The sequence below is a fragment of the Pseudomonas farris genome, assembly GCF_019145235.1.
Classification (GTDB): Bacteria; Pseudomonadota; Gammaproteobacteria; order Pseudomonadales; family Pseudomonadaceae; genus Aquipseudomonas; species Aquipseudomonas farris.
In genome coordinates, this window is the sequence record NZ_JAHSTV010000011.1 from 30,962 (window position 1) to 50,650 (window position 19,689).

General features: G+C 58.1%; 16 protein-coding genes. 10 read left to right on the forward strand and 6 right to left on the reverse strand.

Features of this window, described 5'->3' with window-relative positions; genetic code table 11:
* Complete coding sequence (locus KVG95_RS22225; RefSeq protein WP_217857974.1) at positions 1-906, forward strand: HNH endonuclease signature motif containing protein; 906 nt, start codon at positions 1-3, stop codon at positions 904-906.
* Between the two features lie 362 nt (positions 907-1,268).
* Positions 1,269-2,513: a tyrosine-type recombinase/integrase gene (locus KVG95_RS22230; RefSeq protein ID WP_217857975.1), complete on the forward strand. Its 1,245-nt coding sequence runs from the start codon at positions 1,269-1,271 to the stop codon at positions 2,511-2,513.
* Between the two features lie 285 nt (positions 2,514-2,798).
* On the opposite strand, the gene KVG95_RS22235 is transcribed toward KVG95_RS22230, so the two are convergent.
* Positions 2,799-3,716, reverse strand: coding sequence for a LysR substrate-binding domain-containing protein (locus KVG95_RS22235; RefSeq protein WP_217857976.1), 918 nt, complete (start codon positions 3,714-3,716; stop codon positions 2,799-2,801).
* Positions 3,717-3,901: 185 nt separating this feature from the next.
* On the opposite strand from KVG95_RS22235, the gene KVG95_RS22240 reads away from it, so the two are divergent.
* The 7 genes from KVG95_RS22240 (at position 3,902) to KVG95_RS22270 (ending at position 11,964) form a co-directional block, all read left to right on the forward strand.
* The gene (locus KVG95_RS22240) at positions 3,902-5,422 is read left to right on the forward strand and encodes an ABC transporter substrate-binding protein (protein ID WP_217857977.1); all 1,521 of its coding nucleotides are present in this window, start codon (positions 3,902-3,904) and stop codon (positions 5,420-5,422) included.
* Positions 5,423-5,527: 105 nt separating this feature from the next.
* A complete protein-coding gene (locus KVG95_RS22245; protein ID WP_217857978.1) occupies positions 5,528-6,445 on the forward strand; it encodes an ABC transporter permease in 918 nt (305 codons plus the stop codon).
* A 9-nt stretch (positions 6,446-6,454) separates the two neighbouring features.
* Positions 6,455-7,357 (forward strand): ABC transporter permease, encoded by a 903-nt coding sequence (locus KVG95_RS22250; protein WP_217857979.1) that lies wholly within the window; start codon positions 6,455-6,457, stop codon positions 7,355-7,357.
* Positions 7,358-7,389: 32 nt separating this feature from the next.
* The gene (locus KVG95_RS22255; RefSeq protein ID WP_217857980.1) at positions 7,390-8,406 is read left to right on the forward strand and encodes an ABC transporter ATP-binding protein; all 1,017 of its coding nucleotides are present in this window, start codon (positions 7,390-7,392) and stop codon (positions 8,404-8,406) included.
* Positions 8,403-9,392, forward strand: a complete 990-nt coding sequence (locus KVG95_RS22260) for an ABC transporter ATP-binding protein (protein WP_217857981.1) — start codon at positions 8,403-8,405, stop codon at positions 9,390-9,392. Before KVG95_RS22255 ends, KVG95_RS22260 begins: the two co-directional genes overlap by 4 nt.
* Positions 9,389-10,813, forward strand: coding sequence for a M20 family metallopeptidase (locus KVG95_RS22265; RefSeq protein ID WP_217857982.1), 1,425 nt, complete (start codon positions 9,389-9,391; stop codon positions 10,811-10,813). The genes KVG95_RS22260 and KVG95_RS22265 overlap by 4 nt, the downstream gene beginning before the upstream one ends.
* Positions 10,810-11,964 (forward strand): M20 family metallopeptidase, encoded by a 1,155-nt coding sequence (locus tag KVG95_RS22270; protein WP_217857983.1) that lies wholly within the window; start codon positions 10,810-10,812, stop codon positions 11,962-11,964. The genes KVG95_RS22265 and KVG95_RS22270 overlap by 4 nt, the downstream gene beginning before the upstream one ends.
* An 834-nt stretch (positions 11,965-12,798) precedes the next feature.
* Here KVG95_RS22270 and KVG95_RS22275 read toward each other — a convergent pair.
* The 5 genes from KVG95_RS22275 to KVG95_RS22295 all read right to left on the reverse strand — a co-directional run bounded on the left by KVG95_RS22275 (position 12,799) and on the right by KVG95_RS22295 (position 18,901).
* Positions 12,799-14,064, reverse strand: coding sequence for a dihydrolipoyllysine-residue acetyltransferase (locus KVG95_RS22275; RefSeq protein ID WP_217857984.1), 1,266 nt, complete (start codon positions 14,062-14,064; stop codon positions 12,799-12,801).
* A gap of 39 nt (positions 14,065-14,103) precedes the next feature.
* Positions 14,104-16,803, reverse strand: coding sequence for an alpha-ketoglutarate dehydrogenase (mdeB, locus tag KVG95_RS22280; protein ID WP_217857985.1), 2,700 nt, complete (start codon positions 16,801-16,803; stop codon positions 14,104-14,106).
* Positions 16,800-17,222 carry a hypothetical protein gene (locus KVG95_RS22285; protein WP_217857986.1) on the reverse strand — a complete coding sequence of 141 codons (423 nt, stop codon included), beginning with the start codon at positions 17,220-17,222 and terminating at the stop codon, positions 16,800-16,802. Before KVG95_RS22285 ends, mdeB begins: the two co-directional genes overlap by 4 nt.
* Positions 17,223-17,282: 60 nt before the next feature.
* Positions 17,283-17,747 carry a transketolase gene (locus KVG95_RS22290; protein ID WP_217857987.1) on the reverse strand — a complete coding sequence of 155 codons (465 nt, stop codon included), beginning with the start codon at positions 17,745-17,747 and terminating at the stop codon, positions 17,283-17,285.
* A 137-nt stretch (positions 17,748-17,884) separates the two neighbouring features.
* Positions 17,885-18,901, reverse strand: coding sequence for a 1-aminocyclopropane-1-carboxylate deaminase (locus KVG95_RS22295; RefSeq protein WP_024077475.1), 1,017 nt, complete (start codon positions 18,899-18,901; stop codon positions 17,885-17,887).
* A gap of 200 nt (positions 18,902-19,101) precedes the next feature.
* Here KVG95_RS22295 and KVG95_RS22300 point away from each other — a divergent pair, with 200 nt between their 5' ends.
* Positions 19,102-19,611, forward strand: coding sequence for an Lrp/AsnC family transcriptional regulator (locus KVG95_RS22300; protein WP_217857988.1), 510 nt, complete (start codon positions 19,102-19,104; stop codon positions 19,609-19,611).
* Positions 19,612-19,689 lie beyond the last annotated feature (78 nt).

Genomic DNA, 19,689 nt, shown 5'->3' on the forward strand with positions numbered 1-19,689 from the left:
ATGGATAGCATCTACACAACGAAACGCCCCACCATTCCGGCAGAGGTTGCCAGAGCAATAAAAGTTGAAAGCGGCCATTGCTGCGCAATAAATCAGTGCTCTGAGCATACTTACCTAGAAATTCACCATATCGATCACAATCGTGAAAATAACGATCCAAGCAACCTCGTCCTTCTTTGCGACAAGCATCATAAGATGGCGCATGCAGATATCATTGATCGAAAGGCATTGAGGCTTTACAAAGAATTGCTTGCCGCTGCAATCTTGAACCCTGTGCCAGAGCATTTGCTGGATTTGGCCCCGGGTATCAAAATTGTTGATTTGTATGAAGTAGAACGCTGTAGCGGCGAAGACGATGAATACATCACCACCCTAGAGCTAAAGCTGGTCAATCGCGGTACGCAAGTCACTTATATAAAAGAGGTTAGGGCAACCACGCTCAAGCACTGGGAGACGTTGACTAATCACCACCATAGACTTGTACCTATCTCGGCAACGTACGACCTGAAGATATGCAAAGAGGTAGGGTCAGTTTCCCGCGTAAAGGTCCACCACGAAGTGAAGCCTCAGGAGACGGAGCGAGTAGCGTTCCGCCTGGAGACTGACTATGACTCAGATCCTAACGGGTTATCTCTTTTCTTGATCAAACTTGAGGTTCTCCACGACGAGACCAGTAGCGTCGTGATCGCGCCACTCATCATAGTGAACATCCGTCCTCGCTTTGCAAGCGCAGGGTCTTACTTCCCTGGCTATCAACTCGGGACCATCTCTCAAAACAAAGCTGTCGCTTCAGAAGTGCTGTGCCTCGCGGACAATGGCACCCTTGTCAGCCAAGACGTAATCAATGCTCTTGAATCTTGGAAAAATGCTCCTGAGGAAAGCGAGTATTTTGCTGGCGCACGTTGAGGTCTCACGAGCTCGACTAGGGTAGTCGGATAGGGGGTAGAAAAGCCCCCTTATTCCCATACCGTTCCCATACCGCCCTTTTTCAGACGCCAAAAACCACAAACCCCCGACTTTCTCTAGGAAAATCAGGGGTTTGCGTTTACTGAATATGGCGGTGAAGGAGTCCGCTATTTTAGTGTTTTTAGAAGTCCAGCGACTTTTAAGGTTTCTTATAAAACTTCTATAAAAACAGATGATTGAGTGATTTTTTTCTTTGGTGTTCCAAGCGTGGCTACATGAAGCCAGGGTCCAAGGTATGGGCTGGAGTATGGGCCGGAGTTCATTTAGATTGAGTCATCAGCCTTTCAAATAGGAGGTGATTGATGGCATCCCTGACGACGAAAACGGTAGAGAAAATAGTCAGATCCGGGTTACCTGGAATGACCAATGATGGTGACGGCCTCTACTTGAAAGTCGGCCGTACCGGTGGCGCAAGTTGGATCTTCCGCTACAAGCTTGCTGGCAAGAGCCGAGACATGGGGCTGGGCGGGCACCCCGAAGTAAGCCTTGCGGTAGCTCGTGAGAAAGCAGCAGAAGCCAGAAAGCTGAGCAAATCAGGCGTCGATCCTCTTACCACTCGGGATGAGGAGATGGAACGGCAACGACTGGAAATAGAAGCCGAGCGTTTAGCTCAGGATGCAGCCAGGGCCAAAGCAACCACTTTCAAAGAGGTTGCACTCGACTACATCGCTGCCCACAGGACGGGCTGGAAAAATGCCAAGCATGCTCAGCAGTGGGAGAACACTCTGGCTACTTATGCATTCAAGGTCATAGGCGATCTTCCGACGCAGGAAATAGGCATTGAGCATGTGTTGAAAATCCTCAAGCCGATTTGGACAGCAATACCCGAAACTGCCAGCCGCTTGCGAAACCGAATCGAACTGGTACTCGATGCAGCAAAGGCCAGAGGGCTACGCGATGGAGAAAACCCCGCTCGATGGCGTGGACACCTGGACAAACTGCTACCACCTCGCTCAAAAGTGCGTGCTGTGAAGCATCACGCAGCAATGTCATGGACAGAGCTTCCCGCCTTTATGGCGCCCCTTGAGAAAGCAGATGATCTTAGCTCTAAAGCATTGCGATTTACCATCCTGACTGCCTGCCGAACCAGTGAGGTGCTTGAGTCGACGTGGGCAGAGATTGATGTGCCAGCAAGGGTATGGACCATTCCTGCGCTGAGGATGAAAGCAGGTAAGGAACACCGGGTGCCTCTATCAAAAGCGGCATTGGATTTACTCACAGGGCTTCCTCGTGTTGAAGGAAACAATCACCTATTTGCGGGGGCTCGCAAAAAGCGTCCTCTGAGCAATATGGCGATGTTGATGGCATTGCGTCGGATGAAGCGGGACGATCTCACGACGCATGGATTCCGCTCGACTTTCAGGGATTGGGCTAGTGAAGTTACTCACCATCCTCGAGAGGTCTGTGAGCAGGCGCTCGCGCATACAGTAGAGAATGCGGTAGAGGCGGCTTATCGACGTGGCGATCTTTTTGAAAAGCGGCGAATATTGATGGAGGATTGGGCGCGATATGCCTCCGGGCATCCGGTAGCAAATACTGTTGAATGAGGAGCGAGATGTTCAAGCCATCATCTCACCTCGTTTATCGAGTGGAGGATGGCGACACCGGCGACAACCCGCGTGGTGCTTGGCCTGCAGCGTGGCGACAGATGTGGCGCCTGTCGCCGTTGCAAGCCTCGCTCTTGGGGCTTTTTCGGCCAAGCCCACGAGGACGGGAAGGCTCCGCATTGTTGCGTCGTATGGTTAAGCCCACAGTTATTCGCAGCCACTCGTAGAGTTTGATTTGGGTGCTAGAGCGACCACAAGGCGGAAGCGTCGAGTAACCTGGTCTTTTCAACGACGCTTCGCCTTCGCCAGCTCAGCGATCAGAAAATCCCTGAACGCAGAAACCGCCGCCGGTAAATTGCGTCCAGCCATGCTTTGCAGTTCGATGCGCCGTGCCTGCATGCCTTCATCCAGGATCGGCAAGCATTGCAGCTGCTTGTCCGCTACCTGTTTGTGCAAGGTCATTTCGCTGGCCAGGCTAATCACACCTTCTTCGCGGACGAAGCTATAGAGTGCGGCAACGTAATTAGTGGTCAACACCGGGTCGAACAACAACCCCTGTACACCGCAACAGATGTCGAACAGTTGCCGTATCGTGGTGTCGGCCTTCGGTAACGCTATGGGCCAGGGTTGCAACTCGGCGAGGCTGACCGCTTCACGCCCGGCCAAGGGGTGAGAATTGGAGACCACGGCAAAAATCGCCCCGCTCAGGACATGTTCGACCTTGATTTCCTTTTGCGGCATCAGGCTGAAGGTCATCGCCAGATCGGCTTCCCCAGAACGAACCTTCTCAGTCGCTTCCGCAGGCGCACAGACCTCCAATGTGAAATGAATGCCCTGATACTCACGCCTGAACGCGCTAATGCTCCTGGGCATGTATTCCAGTGCAAATCCTTCCGAGCAGGCAACATGCACATGACCCCGTTGCAAGCCATGCAGCTCGGTAATTTCCAGCACCACCTGCTCGGCCTCAAGCTGCGACTTGCGCGCATAAGCCGCCAGTCGCGCCCCCGCCTCGCTGAGCACCATGCCACGGGCACGACGCTCAAACAGGCTGGCATCCAGGGCCAACTCAAGCTTGGAGATTTGTCGGCTCACCGCTGACGCCGCGACATTCAGCCGTACCGAGGCTTCGCTGATCGATCCGCATCGCGCTACTTCCAGAAAATAGCGCAGAGCCGTGGACTGCACACCATACAGCTGCATCGGCGCCCCCAAGGATTGCCTTTTCGGCAACGGAAGTATCGAAATATTATTCTTGTGGCATTGATAGCCTTTCCCTACATTCGTGTCCAGACCAAAAAAACATTACCTGACCTATTCATCCTCCTTTACGCATTTGCGATTCGCTGCCCTTTGATTCAACCACTCTCGCCAACGGAGACGACGGCATGGGCATCAAAGGTTTCGCCTGCAGTATTGCGCTGATGGGCCTCATCAGCAGTTTTCCGGCTCACGCCGGTAAAGCCAACGACACCCTGGTTTACGCTTCCGACAGCGAGCCTGAAAACATCAGCCCCTATCACAACGATTTACGCGAAGGTGTGATTCTCGGCCGGCTGATCTGGGACAACCTGATCTACCGCGATCCCAAGAGCGGCGAATACAAACCCATGTTGGCCACCAGCTGGAAACAGGTCGACGACACCACCATCGACTTTGATCTGCGCAAAGGCGTCAAATTTCACAACGGCGACGCCTTCACCGCCGACGACGTGGTGTTCACCCTCAACTACGTGGTGTCGCCGGAAGCGAAAGTCGTTACCGTGCAAAACGTAGACTGGATCAAGAGCGCCGAAAAGACCGGTGACTACAGCGTCCGCCTGTATTTGAAGAAGCCCTTCCCTCCGGCACTGGAATACCTGTCCAACGCCGTTCCGATGTTCCCCAAGCAGTACTTCGAGAAGGTCGGCCTGGCCGAATTCAGTCGCAAGCCAATTGGTACCGGGCCGTATAAAGCCGTGTCGGTGGTGGCTGGCGAAGGCGTGACCATGGAGATCAACAAGGACTACTTTTCGGACAGCCCACAAGGCAAGCCACATATCGGCCACCTCACGTTCCGGGTGATCCCGGATGCAGAAACCCGCCTGGCCGAGTTGATGACCGATGGTGTCGATTGGACCTGGCGTGTGACCTCGGATCAGGCAGTCGACCTCAAAGGCATGCCGAACCTGACCGTGACCAGCAGCGAAACCATGCGCATCGGCTTCCTGATTCTTGATGCTCGGGGCACCTCCACGGAAAACTCGCCGATGAAGAACCTCAAGGTGCGTCAGGCCATCAACTATGCGATCAACCGCAATGCGCTGGCCACGCAATTGGTGGGTGGCGAAGCCAAACCCTTGCAGGTTGCCTGTTATCCAGGCCAGTTCGGCTGCGATACCACCGCGGCCACGGTCTACAACTATGACCCGGCCAAGGCCAAGGCGCTGCTCGCCGAAGCCGGTTACCCAAATGGCTTCGAGACAGAAATCTTCGCTTATCGCGACCGTGATTACGTCGAAGCCATCATCGGTAACCTGCGCGCTGTGGGCATCAACGCCAAGCTACGCTACTTGAAGTACGCCGCCCTGCGCGATCAGCAACGTGGCGGCAAGGTGCCGATGTCGTTTCAGGCCTGGGGCTCGTTCTCGATCCTCGACACCTCGGCGTCGGCCGGCACCTGGTTCAAGGGCAATCCGGACGACAACATCAAAGATCCGCAAGTCCAGCGTTGGTTGCAGGCCGCCGATAACGCCCTCGACCCGCAATTTCGCAAGGACAACTACCGCAAGGCGTTGCAGCGCATCAGCGAACAGGCGTACTGGGCGCCGCTGTTCAACTACTCGATGAACTACGCCTACACCTCCGAACTCGCGTTCACGCCGTACCCGGATGAGCTGCCGCGTTTCGTTCAGTCCAGTTGGAAGTAATCCGCAACCGAGCGGATTGATCGAGAGGTGCCGTGGCTTGCGGACTAACCCGCACCACGGACACGTCCTCACACCTGCCATCCATTGGATATGAGGAAACTTGCCATGCTTGGATTCCTTCTGCGCCGTCTGGGCATCGCTATTTGCGTTGCCATTACCGTGTCGGTGATCAGCTTTTCTCTTTTGCATCTGTCCGGCGACCTGGCCACGGCCATTGGCGGACCGGAAGCCACTAGCGAACAGATCGAACAGATCCGCGTGCAGTACGGTTTGAACAAACCGCTACCGACCCAGTACTTCAACTGGCTGGGCGATTTGCTACGGCTGGACCTGGGCAACTCTTTTTTCTTTCAGGAGTCGGTCTACAACCTCGTCGCCAGCCGCTTGCCGATTACCCTCGGGTTAGGTGCCATGGCGCTGGGTATCGCCTTGCTGGTGGCGATTCCACTGGGCGTGCTGGCGGCGGTCAAACGCGACACCTGGGTTGACCGACTGGCCTTGAGCATTGCGGTGCTGGGTCAGGCAATGCCAAGTTTCTGGTTTGCGCTGATGTTGATCGTGGTGTTCGCGGTGACGCTCAAGTGGCTACCGGTGTCCGGCAACTCGACCATGCTGCACTTCGTCATGCCGGCCATTGCCTTGGGCTACTACGCGACTCCGGCAATCATGCGTCTGACCCGCGCCGGCATGCTTGATGTACTCAGTTCCGATTACATCCGCACCGCCCGCGCCAAGGGCCTGCGCCCTGCCCGCGTGTTGTTCAAGCATGCACTGCGCAACGCCTTGATTCCGGTAGTCGCGCTGGCGGCGGTGGAGTTCGGCTTCATGCTCGGCGGTTCGGTGGTGATCGAAACCGTGTTCTCCCTGCAAGGCATCGGACAACTCGCCTGGGACGCCATCGCCCGTGACGACTTTCCGGTGGTACAGGCCGTGGTCCTGCTGATTGCGGTGATCTACATCATCCTCACCTTGCTGGCCGATGTGCTCAACGCACTGCTCGACCCGCGCATTCGCGTGCGCTAGGAGGCTTACATGAGCACCCCCACGACCCTTGCGATCAATGACTACCTGCCACCACCGAGCAGCCTGAGCCGAGTACTTGGCAAGAGCTTTCGTCATCGTGGTTTCGCCATCGGCGCGGTGTTGTTGCTGATCATCTTCGCTGGTGCACTATTCGCGCCGTGGCTGGCACCTTACGACCCTTATGCGCAAGACGTGATGCTGCGCATGAAACCGCCGGTATGGATGGCCCACGGCACCTGGGAGTACGTCCTCGGCACCGACAAGCTGGGCCGTGACTACCTGTCGCGACTGCTCTACGGCGCACGTATTTCGCTGTTCATCGGCATTGCGGCGGCGCTGATTTCCGGCTTTATCGGCACCGTCATGGGGCTGTTGGCTGGTTACTACGGCGGCAAGGTCGATGCGTTTATCAGCTACCTGATCACCACCCGACTGGCGATGCCGGTCGTGATGGTCGCGCTGGCCTCGGCCTCGCTGATGGGCGGCTCACTGAAAGTGGTAATCGTGCTGCTCGGCTGCCTGTTATGGGATCGCTTCGCGGTGGTGGTCAGGGCTTCGGTGCAACAGATTCGCGATGCTGAATATGTGGCGTCGGCCCAGGCTCTTGGCTGCTCGACCCTGCGCATTCTGGTCAGTGAAATTCTGCCCAATCTGGTCGGCGCGCTGATCGTCGTCGCTACTCTGGAAATGGCCCACGCGATCCTGCTGGAGTCGGCACTGTCGTTCCTCGGGGTTGGCGTGCAGCCGCCGACGCCGTCCTGGGGTTTGATGATCGCTGAAGGAAAACCCTACATGTTCTTTTCCCCATGGGTCATCGCCATTCCCGGCGTCGCCCTGATGATTCTGGTGCTGGGCATCAACCTGGTCGGCGATGGTCTGCGCGATCTGATCCTGCCCGACGGCCGCAACTGATAGACGGCCGTAACTGATAGAAGGTACCGAACATGGCACTACTCCATGTAGAAAACCTGCGCGTGGACATCCCCATGGGCAACAGCCCGACGCCGGATGACATGCTGCATGCCGTGCGCGGTCTGGATTTTGAAGTCGAGCGCGGTGAAATGCTGTGCATCGTCGGCGAATCCGGCTGCGGTAAATCCCTGACCTCGCTGGCGCTGATGGACCTGTTGCCACGCAAGGCTAAACGCACCGCGTCCCGGCTGACTCTGGACGGTATCGACATGCTGGGCCAGAGCGAGCGGCGCATGTGTGACCTGCGCGGCAACCGTCTGGCGATGATCTTCCAGGAACCGATGACCTCGCTGAACCCGGCCTACAGCATTGGCGATCAGCTCAGCGAAGTTCTGACTCAGCATCGCAGGGTGTCACGCAAGGATGCCCTGGCTCGCGCCGCGCAGATGCTGGAGAAAGTCGGTATCAGCAATGCTACCGAGCGCTTGCGTCAGTATCCGCATCAACTTTCTGGCGGTTTGCGCCAGCGGGTGATCATCGCCATGGCGTTGATGTGCGAACCGGACCTGATCATCGCTGATGAGCCAACCACGGCACTGGACGTGACCATTCAAGCGCAGATCCTGCGCTTGATCCGCGACATTCAGAAAGAACTCGGCCTGGCGGTGATCTTCATCACCCACGACCTTGGGCTGGTGGCACGGATCGCCGATCGGGTCGCAGTGATGTATGCCGGAGAAATCGTCGAAACCGCCCCTGCCCTGCAACTGTTCGAGAACCCGCAGCATCCGTACACCCGTGGTCTGCTGGCCAGTATTCCAATCCCTGGCCGGACCAAACCGGGTGAGGCGCTGGGTTCGATTCCAGGCCTGGTGCCGAGCCTGGTAGGCGAACAGCAAGGTTGTGCGTTCCGCAATCGTTGCAGTCAGGCGATACCGGCCTGCGCGCAAAACATCCCCGAAGTCGAGCAGGACGGACACATGGCACGCTGCCTGTTCGCCGCACCAGACCCAGCGCCGATTCGCCTTCAGGAGAGTGCATGGTCATGAAAAAAGACATCACTTTGGAGCTGTGTGACATCCGTCGCGAGTTTCGGATCAACAAGGGCTTTTTCAAACCCGCCGCCACACTGAAAGCCGTAGATGGCGTTTCCCTGCGCCTGATGCGTGGCGAGACCCTAGGTCTGGTAGGCGAGTCCGGTTGCGGAAAAAGTACCCTGGCAAAGATGCTGCTCGGTCTGTTGCCGCCGACCAGCGGCGATGTGCTGGTCAATGGCAAACATCTGGCGGCGACTGATCGTAAGGAAATGTCCCGGCACATTCAGCCGATATTCCAGGACCCGTACTCCTCGCTGAACCCACGCAAGACGCTGCGCGAAATCGTTACCCTGCCGCTGATCGTACATGACATAGGCAGCACCGCCGAGCGGCGCAAGAAGACCGAAGAGATGCTCGATGTGGTCGGCCTGCCCAAACGGGTCATCGACAGCTATCCGAGCCAACTGTCCGGCGGCCAGCGGCAACGGGTGGCCATTGCCCGGGCGTTGATCATGCGCCCTGACGTGTTGATCTGCGACGAACCCACCTCGGCGCTGGACGTTTCGGTGCAGGCGCAGATTCTCAACCTGCTGCAAGACCTCAAGCGCGAATTCGGCCTGACCTATCTACTGATCAGCCATAACCTGGCAGTCATCGAACACCTCGCCGACCGGGTCGCGGTGATGTATCTGGGGCGCATCGTCGAAGAACGCACTCGCGAATCGTTGTTCGCTAAACCCGGCCACCCTTATACCCGCGCCTTGCTGGATTCGGTGCTCACGCCCGATCCACGCCTGGGCATTCCCGAAATCGGCCTGCACGGCACCTTCCCCAATCCGATGTCACCGCCGTCCGGTTGCGCCTTCCATCCGCGCTGCCCGAACTGCTTCGCCCCCTGCAAAACGGCCTACCCGGCCAATGGTCCGCTTATCGGCGGCAACGTGCGTTGCCACCTTCACGACAATCCTGCCCAAACACTGGAGCTTGTCCACTCATGAGTCGTTCACTGGCCATCAGCAACACCACAGAGCAATTTGACAACGGCGCATTTTTCAATCTGCTCGAACGTAGCGTCGCCTTGCACACCGAAAGCCAGGCAACGGACAGCCAGCCCGAGTTGCATCGCTACCTCAATGACTTCATCACCCCGCATGTCGAGGCGATGGGCTTCAGCGTCAAGATCTATGACAACCCGGTGGCAGAGCGCGGCCCCTTCATGATCGCCACACGCATTGAACATCCAGAACTGCCAACCGTGCTCAGCTACGGCCACGGTGATGTGGTGCGGGGCTATGAAGCGCAATGGCGTGAAGGCCTGTCGCCGTGGCAAGTCACTGTCGAAGGCGATCGCTGGTACGGCCGCGGCACGGCGGATAACAAAGGCCAGCACCTGATCAACCTGACCGCGCTGGAGCAAACGCTCAAGGCTCGCGACGGCAAGCTGGGTTTCAACGTCAAACTGCTGCTGGAAATGGGCGAAGAAGAAGGCTCGCCGGGCTTGAATGCATTCTGTGCCGCGCACAGTAAAGAGCTCGCGGCGGATATTTTCATCGCCTCGGACGGCCCGCGCCTGTCGGCATCACGACCGACGATTTTTCTTGGCTCACGTGGGGTGTTCAACTTCGAGCTGGTGGTCAATTTGCGCGAAGGCGCTCATCACTCTGGCAACTGGGGCGGGTTGCTGGCTAACCCTGGCATCATTCTGGCCAATGCCATCGCAAGCATGGTCGATGAACACGGTCGGGTGAAAGTTGCGGGGCTGATGCCCGAGACACTGCCGGAGCCGGTTCGGCAGGCACTGGCCGATATTGACGTCGGTGGCGGACCGGGCGATCCGGAAATCGACGCCAACTGGGGTAATCCGGAGCTCTCGCTGAGCGAAAAGGTGTTCGGCTGGAACACCCTCGACGTCATCGCCTTCAAGACCGGCAACCCGGACGCCCCCGTGCATGCGATCCCCGGTAAGGCCAACGCCCACTGCCATATCCGCTTCGTGGTGAACAGCGACTACACGACCTTTATCCCGGCTGTGCGCACCCACCTGGATGCTCATGGTTTCAGCAATGTCGAGATCAAGCAAAGCCGCATCGATGTGATGCATGCCACTCGGCTAGACCCGCAAAGCCCATGGGTCAATTGGGCGCTCAGCTCCTTGGCACAGACCACCGGCAAAAAACCTGCGCTGCTGCCAAACCTCGGTGGCTCGCTGCCCAACGACGTGTTCGCGGACGTGCTCGGCCTGCCAACATTGTGGGTGCCGCACTCGTACCCGGCATGCTCACAACATGCGCCGAACGAGCACTTGCTGGCACCGGTGGTCAAGGAAAGCCTGCAAATCATGGCCGGGCTATTCTGGGACCTGGGCAACGACGCGGCACGCCTGACTCAGGAACATCAGTTACGGGAGCAGGCGCAATGAACGCCACGCCACAACAGGCGCTGGACTGGCTTGCTGACCAGCGCCAAGCCATGGAAGCGCTGCTACAGCGTATCGTCGACACCGACTCCAACAGCTATGACAAGGCGGGCGTCGACGCTGTGGGCGCGCTGCTCGAGGCTGAACTGGAAGCTGACGGCATCCTGCTCAAGCGCATGCCGGTCGATGGTTTTGGCGACGTGATACTCGCCGAAGTGCCAGGCGCATCTGGAAAGCCGGTGCTGTTGCTGGGCCATCGCGACACAGTGTTCCCCAAAGGCACCACCACGACTCGCGGCTACAGCCGCGACGCCAATCTCGCCTATGGCCCCGGCGTCGCCGACATGAAAGGCGGCTTGGTGCTCAATTGCTTCGCCCTCATGGCACTCAAGCGCGCCGGTCAGTTGCCCTGTCCGGTGCAGGTTCTGTACACCGGTGACGAAGAAATCGGCTCCGGCAGCGCCAGAACCCATATCGAAAACGCAGCCCGTGCCGCCCGCGCCGTGCTCAATACCGAACCCGGCCGGGCCAGCGGTAACGTGGTCAGCGCACGCAAAGGCGGTGCCACGCTGATCATCGAAGTCAGCGGCCGCGCGGCGCATGCCGGGGTCAACCATGCCGACGGAGCCAGCGCCATCGAGGCCCTGGCACGCAAGATCGTCAAGCTCCATGCCTTGACCGATTACCCGGCAGGCATCACCACTAACGTTGGCCTGATATCCGGTGGCACGTCCAGCAACACCGTCGCGCCTAGCGCCTCCGCCCGACTGGACGTGCGCTTCATCGAACTCAAGCACTGGGATCAGATCTTTACCGCAATCCAGGCCATCGTCGCAGAAGAAGAACTGATCGGCACCAGCGCCATCCTCAAGGAAGCGACGACCTTTCTACCGATGGAAGCCCATCACAGCGAACGGCTGCTGCACATCTACCAACAAAAAGCGCTGGTGCTGGGTTTCAGCGTCGAAGGCGAATTCACCGGCGGTTGCGCCGACTCCGGATTCACCGCCAGCCTGGGCATTCCAACCCTGTGTGGCCTCGGGCCGGTTGGTGGCAAGGTCCACACCGATCGTGAATATCTGGAACTGGACACGCTGGTGCCTCGCGCGCTGGCCTTGGTGGCGACCATTCTGGCTATCGGCGAGAGCAGTTGAGCTAATGGGTCTCTACGAATCGCCGGGGATAGGGTGTTCACGCAGTCACGCCCCGGCGTTGAAGGTTGACATCATCACCTGATGGCATACCACCGACGAGATAAGATCGCACGCCAACATGAACGAGCAGGAACTGATTAACCCAGCGCCATAACGCGGACTCAACAACCCCGGACAAGCGACAAGATCCAGTGTTTACCGACGAGATGACATTCGAGCATCCGACTGTAAGAGCGCATGGTCATGACAATTCCAAGGGTCCAACGCTACTGTCCGGAATTGGTGGACTACTCCTTCAACGCCCTAGATGGCGACAAGCGCTCAAGCCTGGAGGCGTAACGTATCGCCAGCATAAGAATCCATCGGGACCTTGCGCACCATGCTCCTGCGTATGCAACGCGTCCTGGATGCGTGCAACAGCCTACTGACCCAACGGGGGACACCGCGCCGAATACCGTGTGGCCAATGCACTGACGACACTGTTTTTCGCCCGAGGCCAGAACACGGCGTTCGTCACGGTATCCTTCAAGAATGCCTGCACACCCTCGACTTGCCGGGGAAGTTTCCGTCGCCGCCACCACGCCGATGAGTTTACCCACGTCCACACCACACCGGGGCGTGACCAAAGCGCAACGGTAACGTCATCCCAATTGATGGAGACATGAGGATGATCCGCCACATTCTGATTTGCGGTCGCGGGAAAACACCCACCAATTTATCCGTACCTTCCAGATGATGAGCATCGCAACAGGGGGTGATTTACAGCGCCTCGTAGATCAACGCGATGACAAACGAAAAATCTATAAACGGCTCAACCAAACCGTCACTTTCAGACTACAAAACAAGCCTGCGGTAATCCGCCAGCACACTGCCCAGATAGGCATTGAAACGCCCGGCGGCGGCGCCATCGATCACGCGATGATCCCAGCTCAGGCTCAATGGCAGAATGTTCCGCGTGACCACTTGCCCATCTTCCATCGCCAGTCTTTCCCTGCTTTTACCCACCCCTAATATGGCGACCTCGGGCGCATTGATGATCGGCGTGAAATAGGTCCCGCCAATCCCGCCCAACGATGAGATGGAAAAGCAGCCGCCACTCATATCGCTAACGCTCAACTTAGCTGCACGAGCCTTCTCAGCAAGCGCTGACATTTCCCGCGCAATCGCCAGCACGCCTTTCTGGTCTACATCCTTGATCACAGGGACGACCAATCCCTGCGGCGTATCGGCGGCAAACCCGATATGGAAGTAACGCTTAAACACCAGTTCGTCGCCATTGAGGCTGGCATTGAACTCCGGAAACTTTTTCAGCGCCGCCGCACAGGCTTTCATCAACAAGGCCAGCAACGTGATCTTTATTCCGCCTTGTGCTTTTTCCTGGTTCATCTGCACACGGAACTGTTCCAGCAATGTGATATCCGCATCGTCATGATTGGTAACGTGAGGAATCATCACCCAATTGCGGTGTAAGTTAGCGCCACTGATTGTCTTGATCCGGGACAGCGCCTTGCTTTCCACCGGCCCATATTTGGCGAAATCAACCACCGGCCAAGGTAATAAACCACCCAACGGCTGAGCATTGGCCGCCGGCGCCTGGGCGGTCAGAGCCCCTTTTACATGGGCCAGGACATCATCCTTAGTGATGCGATGACGCGCTCCCGTGCCCTGAATGGCCTTGAGTGAAACACCCAGTTCCCGAGAGAACTTACGCACCGAGGGCGATGCCAGCGGCAAGTCCGTTAGTGAACCATTGGTTTCAGTTGGCGATGGTGTCGCAACGACCCGCTCGGGTTCGGCGCAGGTTGCAACAGCTTCGGCTACAGGTGCGATATCCGGTTGTGGAAGCACTGACAATGGCCGATCAATCTCGATAAAGGCAATCGACGATCCTTCGCTGACCTTGTCATCCAGCTTGACCGCCAATGATTGCAACACGCCCGCTTGCGGCGAAGGAATCTCCATGGACGCCTTGTCGGTCTCAACGATGATCAGGGGCTGCCCTTCGACTACCGCATTGCCCGCCTTGACCAGGATTTCAATGACACCGACATCCTTGGCATCGCCGATGTCGGGCATTCGAACTTCATGCACATTCTTCATAACCGTTTCCTGAAAATTCGATTCTGTCTGAAGCCGGTTTCAAGCGTCCCAAGGGACTACTGCGTCAACGTCAATGGCGTAGCGCTCAATCGCCTCGGCACAGACACTGGCGTCCAGATGCCCCTCATGCACCAGTGCAGTCAGTGCGCTCAAGACGACCTGATGGCGGTCCACTTCGAAGAACCTGCGCAGCTGGTTGCGGGTATCACTGCGACCAAAGCCGTCGGTGCCGAGCACGGTGTAATGGGCATCGAGATAACTGGCGATCAACTGGGGCAAGGCGCGCACGTAATCGGTGCAGGCAATGATCGGCGCCGTGTCGTTGAGCGACTCCTGAACATGACTGTGCCGCGCGGTTTGTCCGGGGTGCAGGCGGTTCCAGCGTTCCACTTCCCGGGCATCCCGGGCCAGCTCGGTGAAGCTGGTGACGCTCCAGACTTCGCTGTCGATGTTCCAGTCGCGGGCCAACAACTCGGCCGCCGCGATCACCTCCCGCAGGATCGTGCCGGAGCCCAACAGCTGAACGCTGCCGCTCGCGTCTTCGACTTCATGTCGGGCGAACAGGTACATGCCCTTGATAATCGCCTGCTCGACACCTTCGGGAAGATTCGGCTGCGGGTAGTTCTCGTTCATCAACGTGACGTAGTAAAACTCGTCGACCTGACGCTCCAGCATCTGGCGCATGCCGTGGTCCAGAATCACCGCAAACTCACTGGCGAACGCCGGGTCGTAGGCACGGCAATTGGGCACCATCGACGCCATCAAATGGCTGTTGCCGTCCTGGTGTTGCAAACCTTCGCCGCCCAGGGTCGTGCGCCCCGCGGTGGCGCCGAGCAGGAACCCGCGAGCACGCTGATCTGCCGCTGCCCAGATCAGGTCGCCGATGCGCTGGAAGCCGAACATCGAGTAATAGATGTAGAACGGCAACATCGGCAGGCCATGCACCGAGTAGCTGGTCGCGGCAGCCACCCAGGAGCTGATGGCGCCGGCCTCGCTGATGCCCTCTTCGAGAATCTGCCCGTCCAGGGCTTCTCGATAACTCAGGATAGAACCAATGTCCTCCGGCTCATAACGCTGCCCCACGCTGGAGTAGATGCCGATCTGCTTGAACAGGCTGGCCATGCCGAAGGTACGCGCTTCATCCGCCACGATCGGCACGATGCGCGGCCCCAGTTGCTTGTCCCGCAGCAAACCGCTGAGCATCCGCACGAAGGCCATGGTGGTGGACATTTCCTTGCCTTCGGCGGTGATGGCAAACCCGGCGTAGCTGTTGACGTCAGGCACAACCAACGACGCCGAAGTGGTGGGCCGCGACGGCATGTACCCGCCCAACGCCCGGCGACGTTCGTGCAGGTAACGCATTTCCGCGCTGTCGGTAGCAGGTTTGAAGAAGCTCAGCGAGGTCGCCTGTTCATCGGTCAGCGGCAAATTGAAGCGGTTGCGGAAGGCGATCAAGGCGTCCTTGTCGAGTTTCTTCTGCTGGTGCACGGTCATCTTGCCCTGCCCGGCGTCGCCCATGCCGAAGCCTTTCTTGGTTTGCGCCAGAATCACCGTAGGCTTCTTGCCCTCGAGCATTGCGCTTTGATACGCGGCAAAGATTTTCACCAGGTCATGACCACCGCGTTTGAGGCGGTCGATCTGCTCGTCGGTCAGGCCTTGAGCCAAATGCGCCAGGGCTTCGTTCTGGCCAAAGAAATGCTCACGGTTGAAGCGCCCATCCTTGGCCGCGAACGTCTGGAACTGGCCATCGACCGTTGCCGACAATGCCCGGACCAGCGTGCCGTCTTTATCCCGGGCAAACAATCCGTCCCAGTCGGAGCCCCAGACCAGTTTGATGACGTTCCAGCCGGCCCCGCCGAACAGCGCCTCCAGCTCATCGATGATGCGACCGTTGCCACGCACCGGACCGTCCAGGCGCTGAAGGTTGCAGTTGACCACCCACACCAGATTATCCAGCCCTTCACGCGCCGCCAGGGTCAGCGCCGACATGCTTTCCGGCTCATCCATTTCACCGTCGCCAAACACCCCCCAGACGGTCCGCCCCGAGGTATTTTGCAGGCCGCGGTGCTCCAGGTAACGCATGAAACGCGCCTGGTAGATCGAGCTGATCGGACCGATGCCCATCGAGCCCGTCGGGAACTGCCAGAAGTCCGGCATCAACCACGGGTGCGGGTAACTCGACAAACCCCGGGCGCCATTGGCGCGCGCGCCGATCTCTTGCCGATAATGTTGCAGATCCTGCTCCTCGAGGCGCCCTTCCAGAAAGGCCCGCGCATAAACGCCCGGTGCCGAGTGCGGCTGGTAAAACACCAGATCACCGCCACGAGTGTCGGTGCGCGCCTTGAAAAAATGGTTGAAGCCCACTTCAAACAAATCGGCGGCGCTGGCGTAACTGGCGATGTGGCCACCCAGTTCCCCATAGGCTTGGTTGGCTCTGGCGACCATGACCAGCGCGTTCCAGCGCATGATCGAAGCCAGTCGCTCTTCCAGCGCCAGGTCGCCCGGAAACACCGGCTGCTGCTCGACGCTGATCGTATTGATATAGGGCGTGCCGTGGCTGGGCCGCCAACCGATCTCGGAAGTGCTGGCCACGGCCACCAGCATGTCGAGGATCTGTTTTGCCCGGACCGTGCCGCCGTGGGCAATGACGGACAGCAACGCCTCCCGCCACTCGGCCATTTCCTGTGCATCTTCAGCTGTCTGGCCCGGCAATTGGGTCTGGATATCGGACGGGCTCATGAGCAACTCCTGCAGGTGTCGGATAACACTTCAAGGTGGTGCGAACGGTTCACTCGGGCGAGGCTTTTCACCTGTTCTACTGCCGCAATGACCGAACGTTCGGCCGCCCCGTCTGAAGCAATCGGGTAGATGCAGGGCTGACCAATGGAAAGGTCGTGCAATAAACGCTCATCCAGTTCACCGAGCACGACAAAACAGTAGTCACCCTTGGCCACTCGCACTTCAGCGAGCTGGCCAGGCATCGTGTTCACAGCATCGACATGGATCAGTGCCACATTGTCAAAACAGCTGAAACCCTGATGGATCAAGTCAATATGATCGCTATCAAGCCCGCACGCGATGACCACGATACGTGTGCAATTTGAAGGCTCGCGCATCCACTTCAGGGCGTTGGTACGACAGTCGGCAGCTTGGCTCATAGGCGTTGCCTTTGTTGTTTGGGGTGGTTGATTCAACAGGCGAATTGGCGAGGACACTGGCTAAATGACGCCGCGCGCCTGCAGCACGCTTTTCGCCAGACGGCGGGTCGCCGAAAGCACTTGTTCTACCTGTTGATCCATCGCTGCGGTGGATGAGGCTATCGTTCCCAGTTCGACGACGCGCAACGGGTGACCGCGCACGGACCCCAGCCAGGTCAAGCCGGGAACCGTGCCGACTTCGACATCCAGTAAAAAACTGCCGTGGGAGACGGAGCGCAACAGGTGGCTGGCATAACACGCGTAGCCCCCAGCAGATTGCTCCGGGCTAGACCCGACCCGCAACCAGTCGACCATCAACTCCTCGGATTGCTTGACGGCTAGATAAGCCACCTGGTCCCAGTCATCTATCGCCACGTGCAGCTTGTCGATCATGTATTTGGGCAACGCGGCGCTGGTCACGATGACCACTCCGGCATCCGCCGAAGGCTCCTTGATCCAGACTGCGGATTGCGATATCGCATGCATGGTGGTACTCCCGGCAGTTTGGTAGGAGCAGCTTGCTCCGGGCGGTGATCCGACGATGTGGCCGTGACATTCAACATTGATGCCGACTAACCCACCGCTTCGTGAGCAAGCTCGCGCCTACAGGTTATTGGCGTTAATCAGCCGTTGCGGAACAGGAAACTGTAGGCGTTCAGCGCAGGTGCCCCGCCCAGGTGTGCGTAAAGCACTTTCGAGCCTTCGGGGAACTCGCCACGGCGGACCATTTCGATCATCCCGTGCATGGATTTGCCTTCATACACTGGGTCGGTCAACACACCTTCAAGGCTGCCGCACAGACGAATGGCTTCCAGCGTACCTTCGTTGGGCAAACCATATTCCGGGTAGGCGAAGCGTGTATCGAGCACCACGTCGTCTTCGGTGATCTCACGACCCAGTTCCACCAGCTCAGCGGTGTGCCGGGCGATACGCAGGATCTGTGCCTTGGTTTTCTCGGGCTTGGCCGAGGCATCAATGCCGATAACGTTCTTCGAACGGCCGTCCGCGGCGAAACCGACGACCATGCCGGCCTGGGTACTGCCGGTGACGGAGCAGACCACGATGTAATCGAACTTGAACCCCAGTTGTTTTTCCTGCTCCCGCACTTCCTCGGCAAAGCCGACGAACCCGAGCCCGCCGTAGGGATGTTCGGAACAACCCGCCGGTATCGGGAACGGCTTGCCACCCCGTTCCACCACGTCGTTCATGGCCTTCTCCCAGCTGGGCCGAATACCGATGTCGAACCCTGCAGCGTCCAGTCGTACGTCCGCACCCATGATGCGGGACATCTCGATATTGCCGACCCGGTCATACACGGCGTCGGAGTAGTTCACCCAATTTTCCTGCACCAGCACACACTTCATGCCGAGGTGGGCAGCGACGGCGGCGACCTGCCGGGTCTGGTTCGACTGGATCCCGCCGATGGAGACCAGGGTGTCGCAGCCCTGTTCGAGTGCCTCGGGAATCAGGTATTCGAGCTTGCGCGTCTTGTTGCCGCCGAAGGCCAGGCCACTGTTGCAGTCTTCACGTTTGGCATACAACTCGACCTTGCCGCCCAGGTGTTCGCTGAGGCGTTTCAAGGGCGTGATCGGAGAAGGACCGAAGGTCAGCGGATAACGTTTAAAACGATTCAGGTTCATGACTCTGCTCCTTGTTTATTGGATATCCAAGCGCCAGACCGAAAGGCAAAAAGGCTGCGTTCCAGGTTCTTTCAGAGGGGCTCCGACGAGTTCAATATTAAGAACAAAGCTGAAAATATGTGTTGCAAGTTTCAATCCATTAAAGAAACATAAATCATCTATCACTACTTAAAACATATTTTTATTGTGTAGAAACCAATATGAGCGCAACAAATAATCACAAGAAACCCGGCACTTCAGGTGCGGAGCCGCACCCGCTGGACCGGACCGACCGCGCCATTCTCAAGACCCTGCAGCGAGACGCCTCTATCTCCAATGTGGCGCTCGCCGAGAAGGTGAAACTGAGCGCGCCGGCCTGCCTGCGACGAGTCGAACGCCTCAAGCAGGCGGGCCTGATCAAGGGCATTGTCGCGTTGCTGGACAATCAAGCGCTCGATGCAGGGATGGTGGTGTTGATCGGCGTGGTACTGGACCGCTCGACGCCGGAATCCTTCGCAGCCTTCGAAGCCGCGGCGCAAAAGGTGTCCGGCTGCATGGAATGCCATGTGGTGACGGGGGAATTCGACTACTTCATGTTGATACGAACCAAGGACAGCAACAGTTTCAACCGGCTCCACGCGGAGCAATTGCTTTACCTGCCCGGGGTTCGCCAGATTCGCTCGTTCATGGGGTTGCGCCAGGTCTTGTCGACAACCCACATCCCCCTATGAGGCTCAATTTAGCCCGATGTCAGGTTGTATCGACCCGCTGCCCGAGCAACTCAAGGACTGGATGAATCCCCTCGTGAG

Excerpts from the sequence above, each read along its gene's own strand:
- KVG95_RS22225 (WP_217857974.1), top strand. The coding sequence starts at position 1 with ATGGATAGCATCTACACAACGAAACGCCCCACCATTCCGGCAGAGGTT.
- KVG95_RS22230 (WP_217857975.1), top strand. The coding sequence starts at position 1,269 with ATGGCATCCCTGACGACGAAAACGGTAGAGAAAATAGTCAGATCCGGG.
- KVG95_RS22235 (WP_217857976.1), bottom strand. The coding sequence starts at position 3,716 with ATGCAGCTGTATGGTGTGCAGTCCACGGCTCTGCGCTATTTTCTGGAA.
- KVG95_RS22240 (WP_217857977.1), top strand. The coding sequence starts at position 3,902 with ATGGGCATCAAAGGTTTCGCCTGCAGTATTGCGCTGATGGGCCTCATC.
- KVG95_RS22245 (WP_217857978.1), top strand. The coding sequence starts at position 5,528 with ATGCTTGGATTCCTTCTGCGCCGTCTGGGCATCGCTATTTGCGTTGCC.
- KVG95_RS22250 (WP_217857979.1), top strand. The coding sequence starts at position 6,455 with ATGAGCACCCCCACGACCCTTGCGATCAATGACTACCTGCCACCACCG.
- KVG95_RS22255 (WP_217857980.1), top strand. The coding sequence starts at position 7,390 with ATGGCACTACTCCATGTAGAAAACCTGCGCGTGGACATCCCCATGGGC.
- KVG95_RS22260 (WP_217857981.1), top strand. The coding sequence starts at position 8,403 with ATGAAAAAAGACATCACTTTGGAGCTGTGTGACATCCGTCGCGAGTTT.
- KVG95_RS22265 (WP_217857982.1), top strand. The coding sequence starts at position 9,389 with ATGAGTCGTTCACTGGCCATCAGCAACACCACAGAGCAATTTGACAAC.
- KVG95_RS22270 (WP_217857983.1), top strand. The coding sequence starts at position 10,810 with ATGAACGCCACGCCACAACAGGCGCTGGACTGGCTTGCTGACCAGCGC.
- KVG95_RS22275 (WP_217857984.1), bottom strand. The coding sequence starts at position 14,064 with ATGAAGAATGTGCATGAAGTTCGAATGCCCGACATCGGCGATGCCAAG.
- mdeB (WP_217857985.1), bottom strand. The coding sequence starts at position 16,803 with ATGAGCCCGTCCGATATCCAGACCCAATTGCCGGGCCAGACAGCTGAA.
- KVG95_RS22285 (WP_217857986.1), bottom strand. The coding sequence starts at position 17,222 with ATGAGCCAAGCTGCCGACTGTCGTACCAACGCCCTGAAGTGGATGCGC.
- KVG95_RS22290 (WP_217857987.1), bottom strand. The coding sequence starts at position 17,747 with ATGCATGCGATATCGCAATCCGCAGTCTGGATCAAGGAGCCTTCGGCG.
- KVG95_RS22295 (WP_024077475.1), bottom strand. The coding sequence starts at position 18,901 with ATGAACCTGAATCGTTTTAAACGTTATCCGCTGACCTTCGGTCCTTCT.
- KVG95_RS22300 (WP_217857988.1), top strand. The coding sequence starts at position 19,102 with ATGAGCGCAACAAATAATCACAAGAAACCCGGCACTTCAGGTGCGGAG.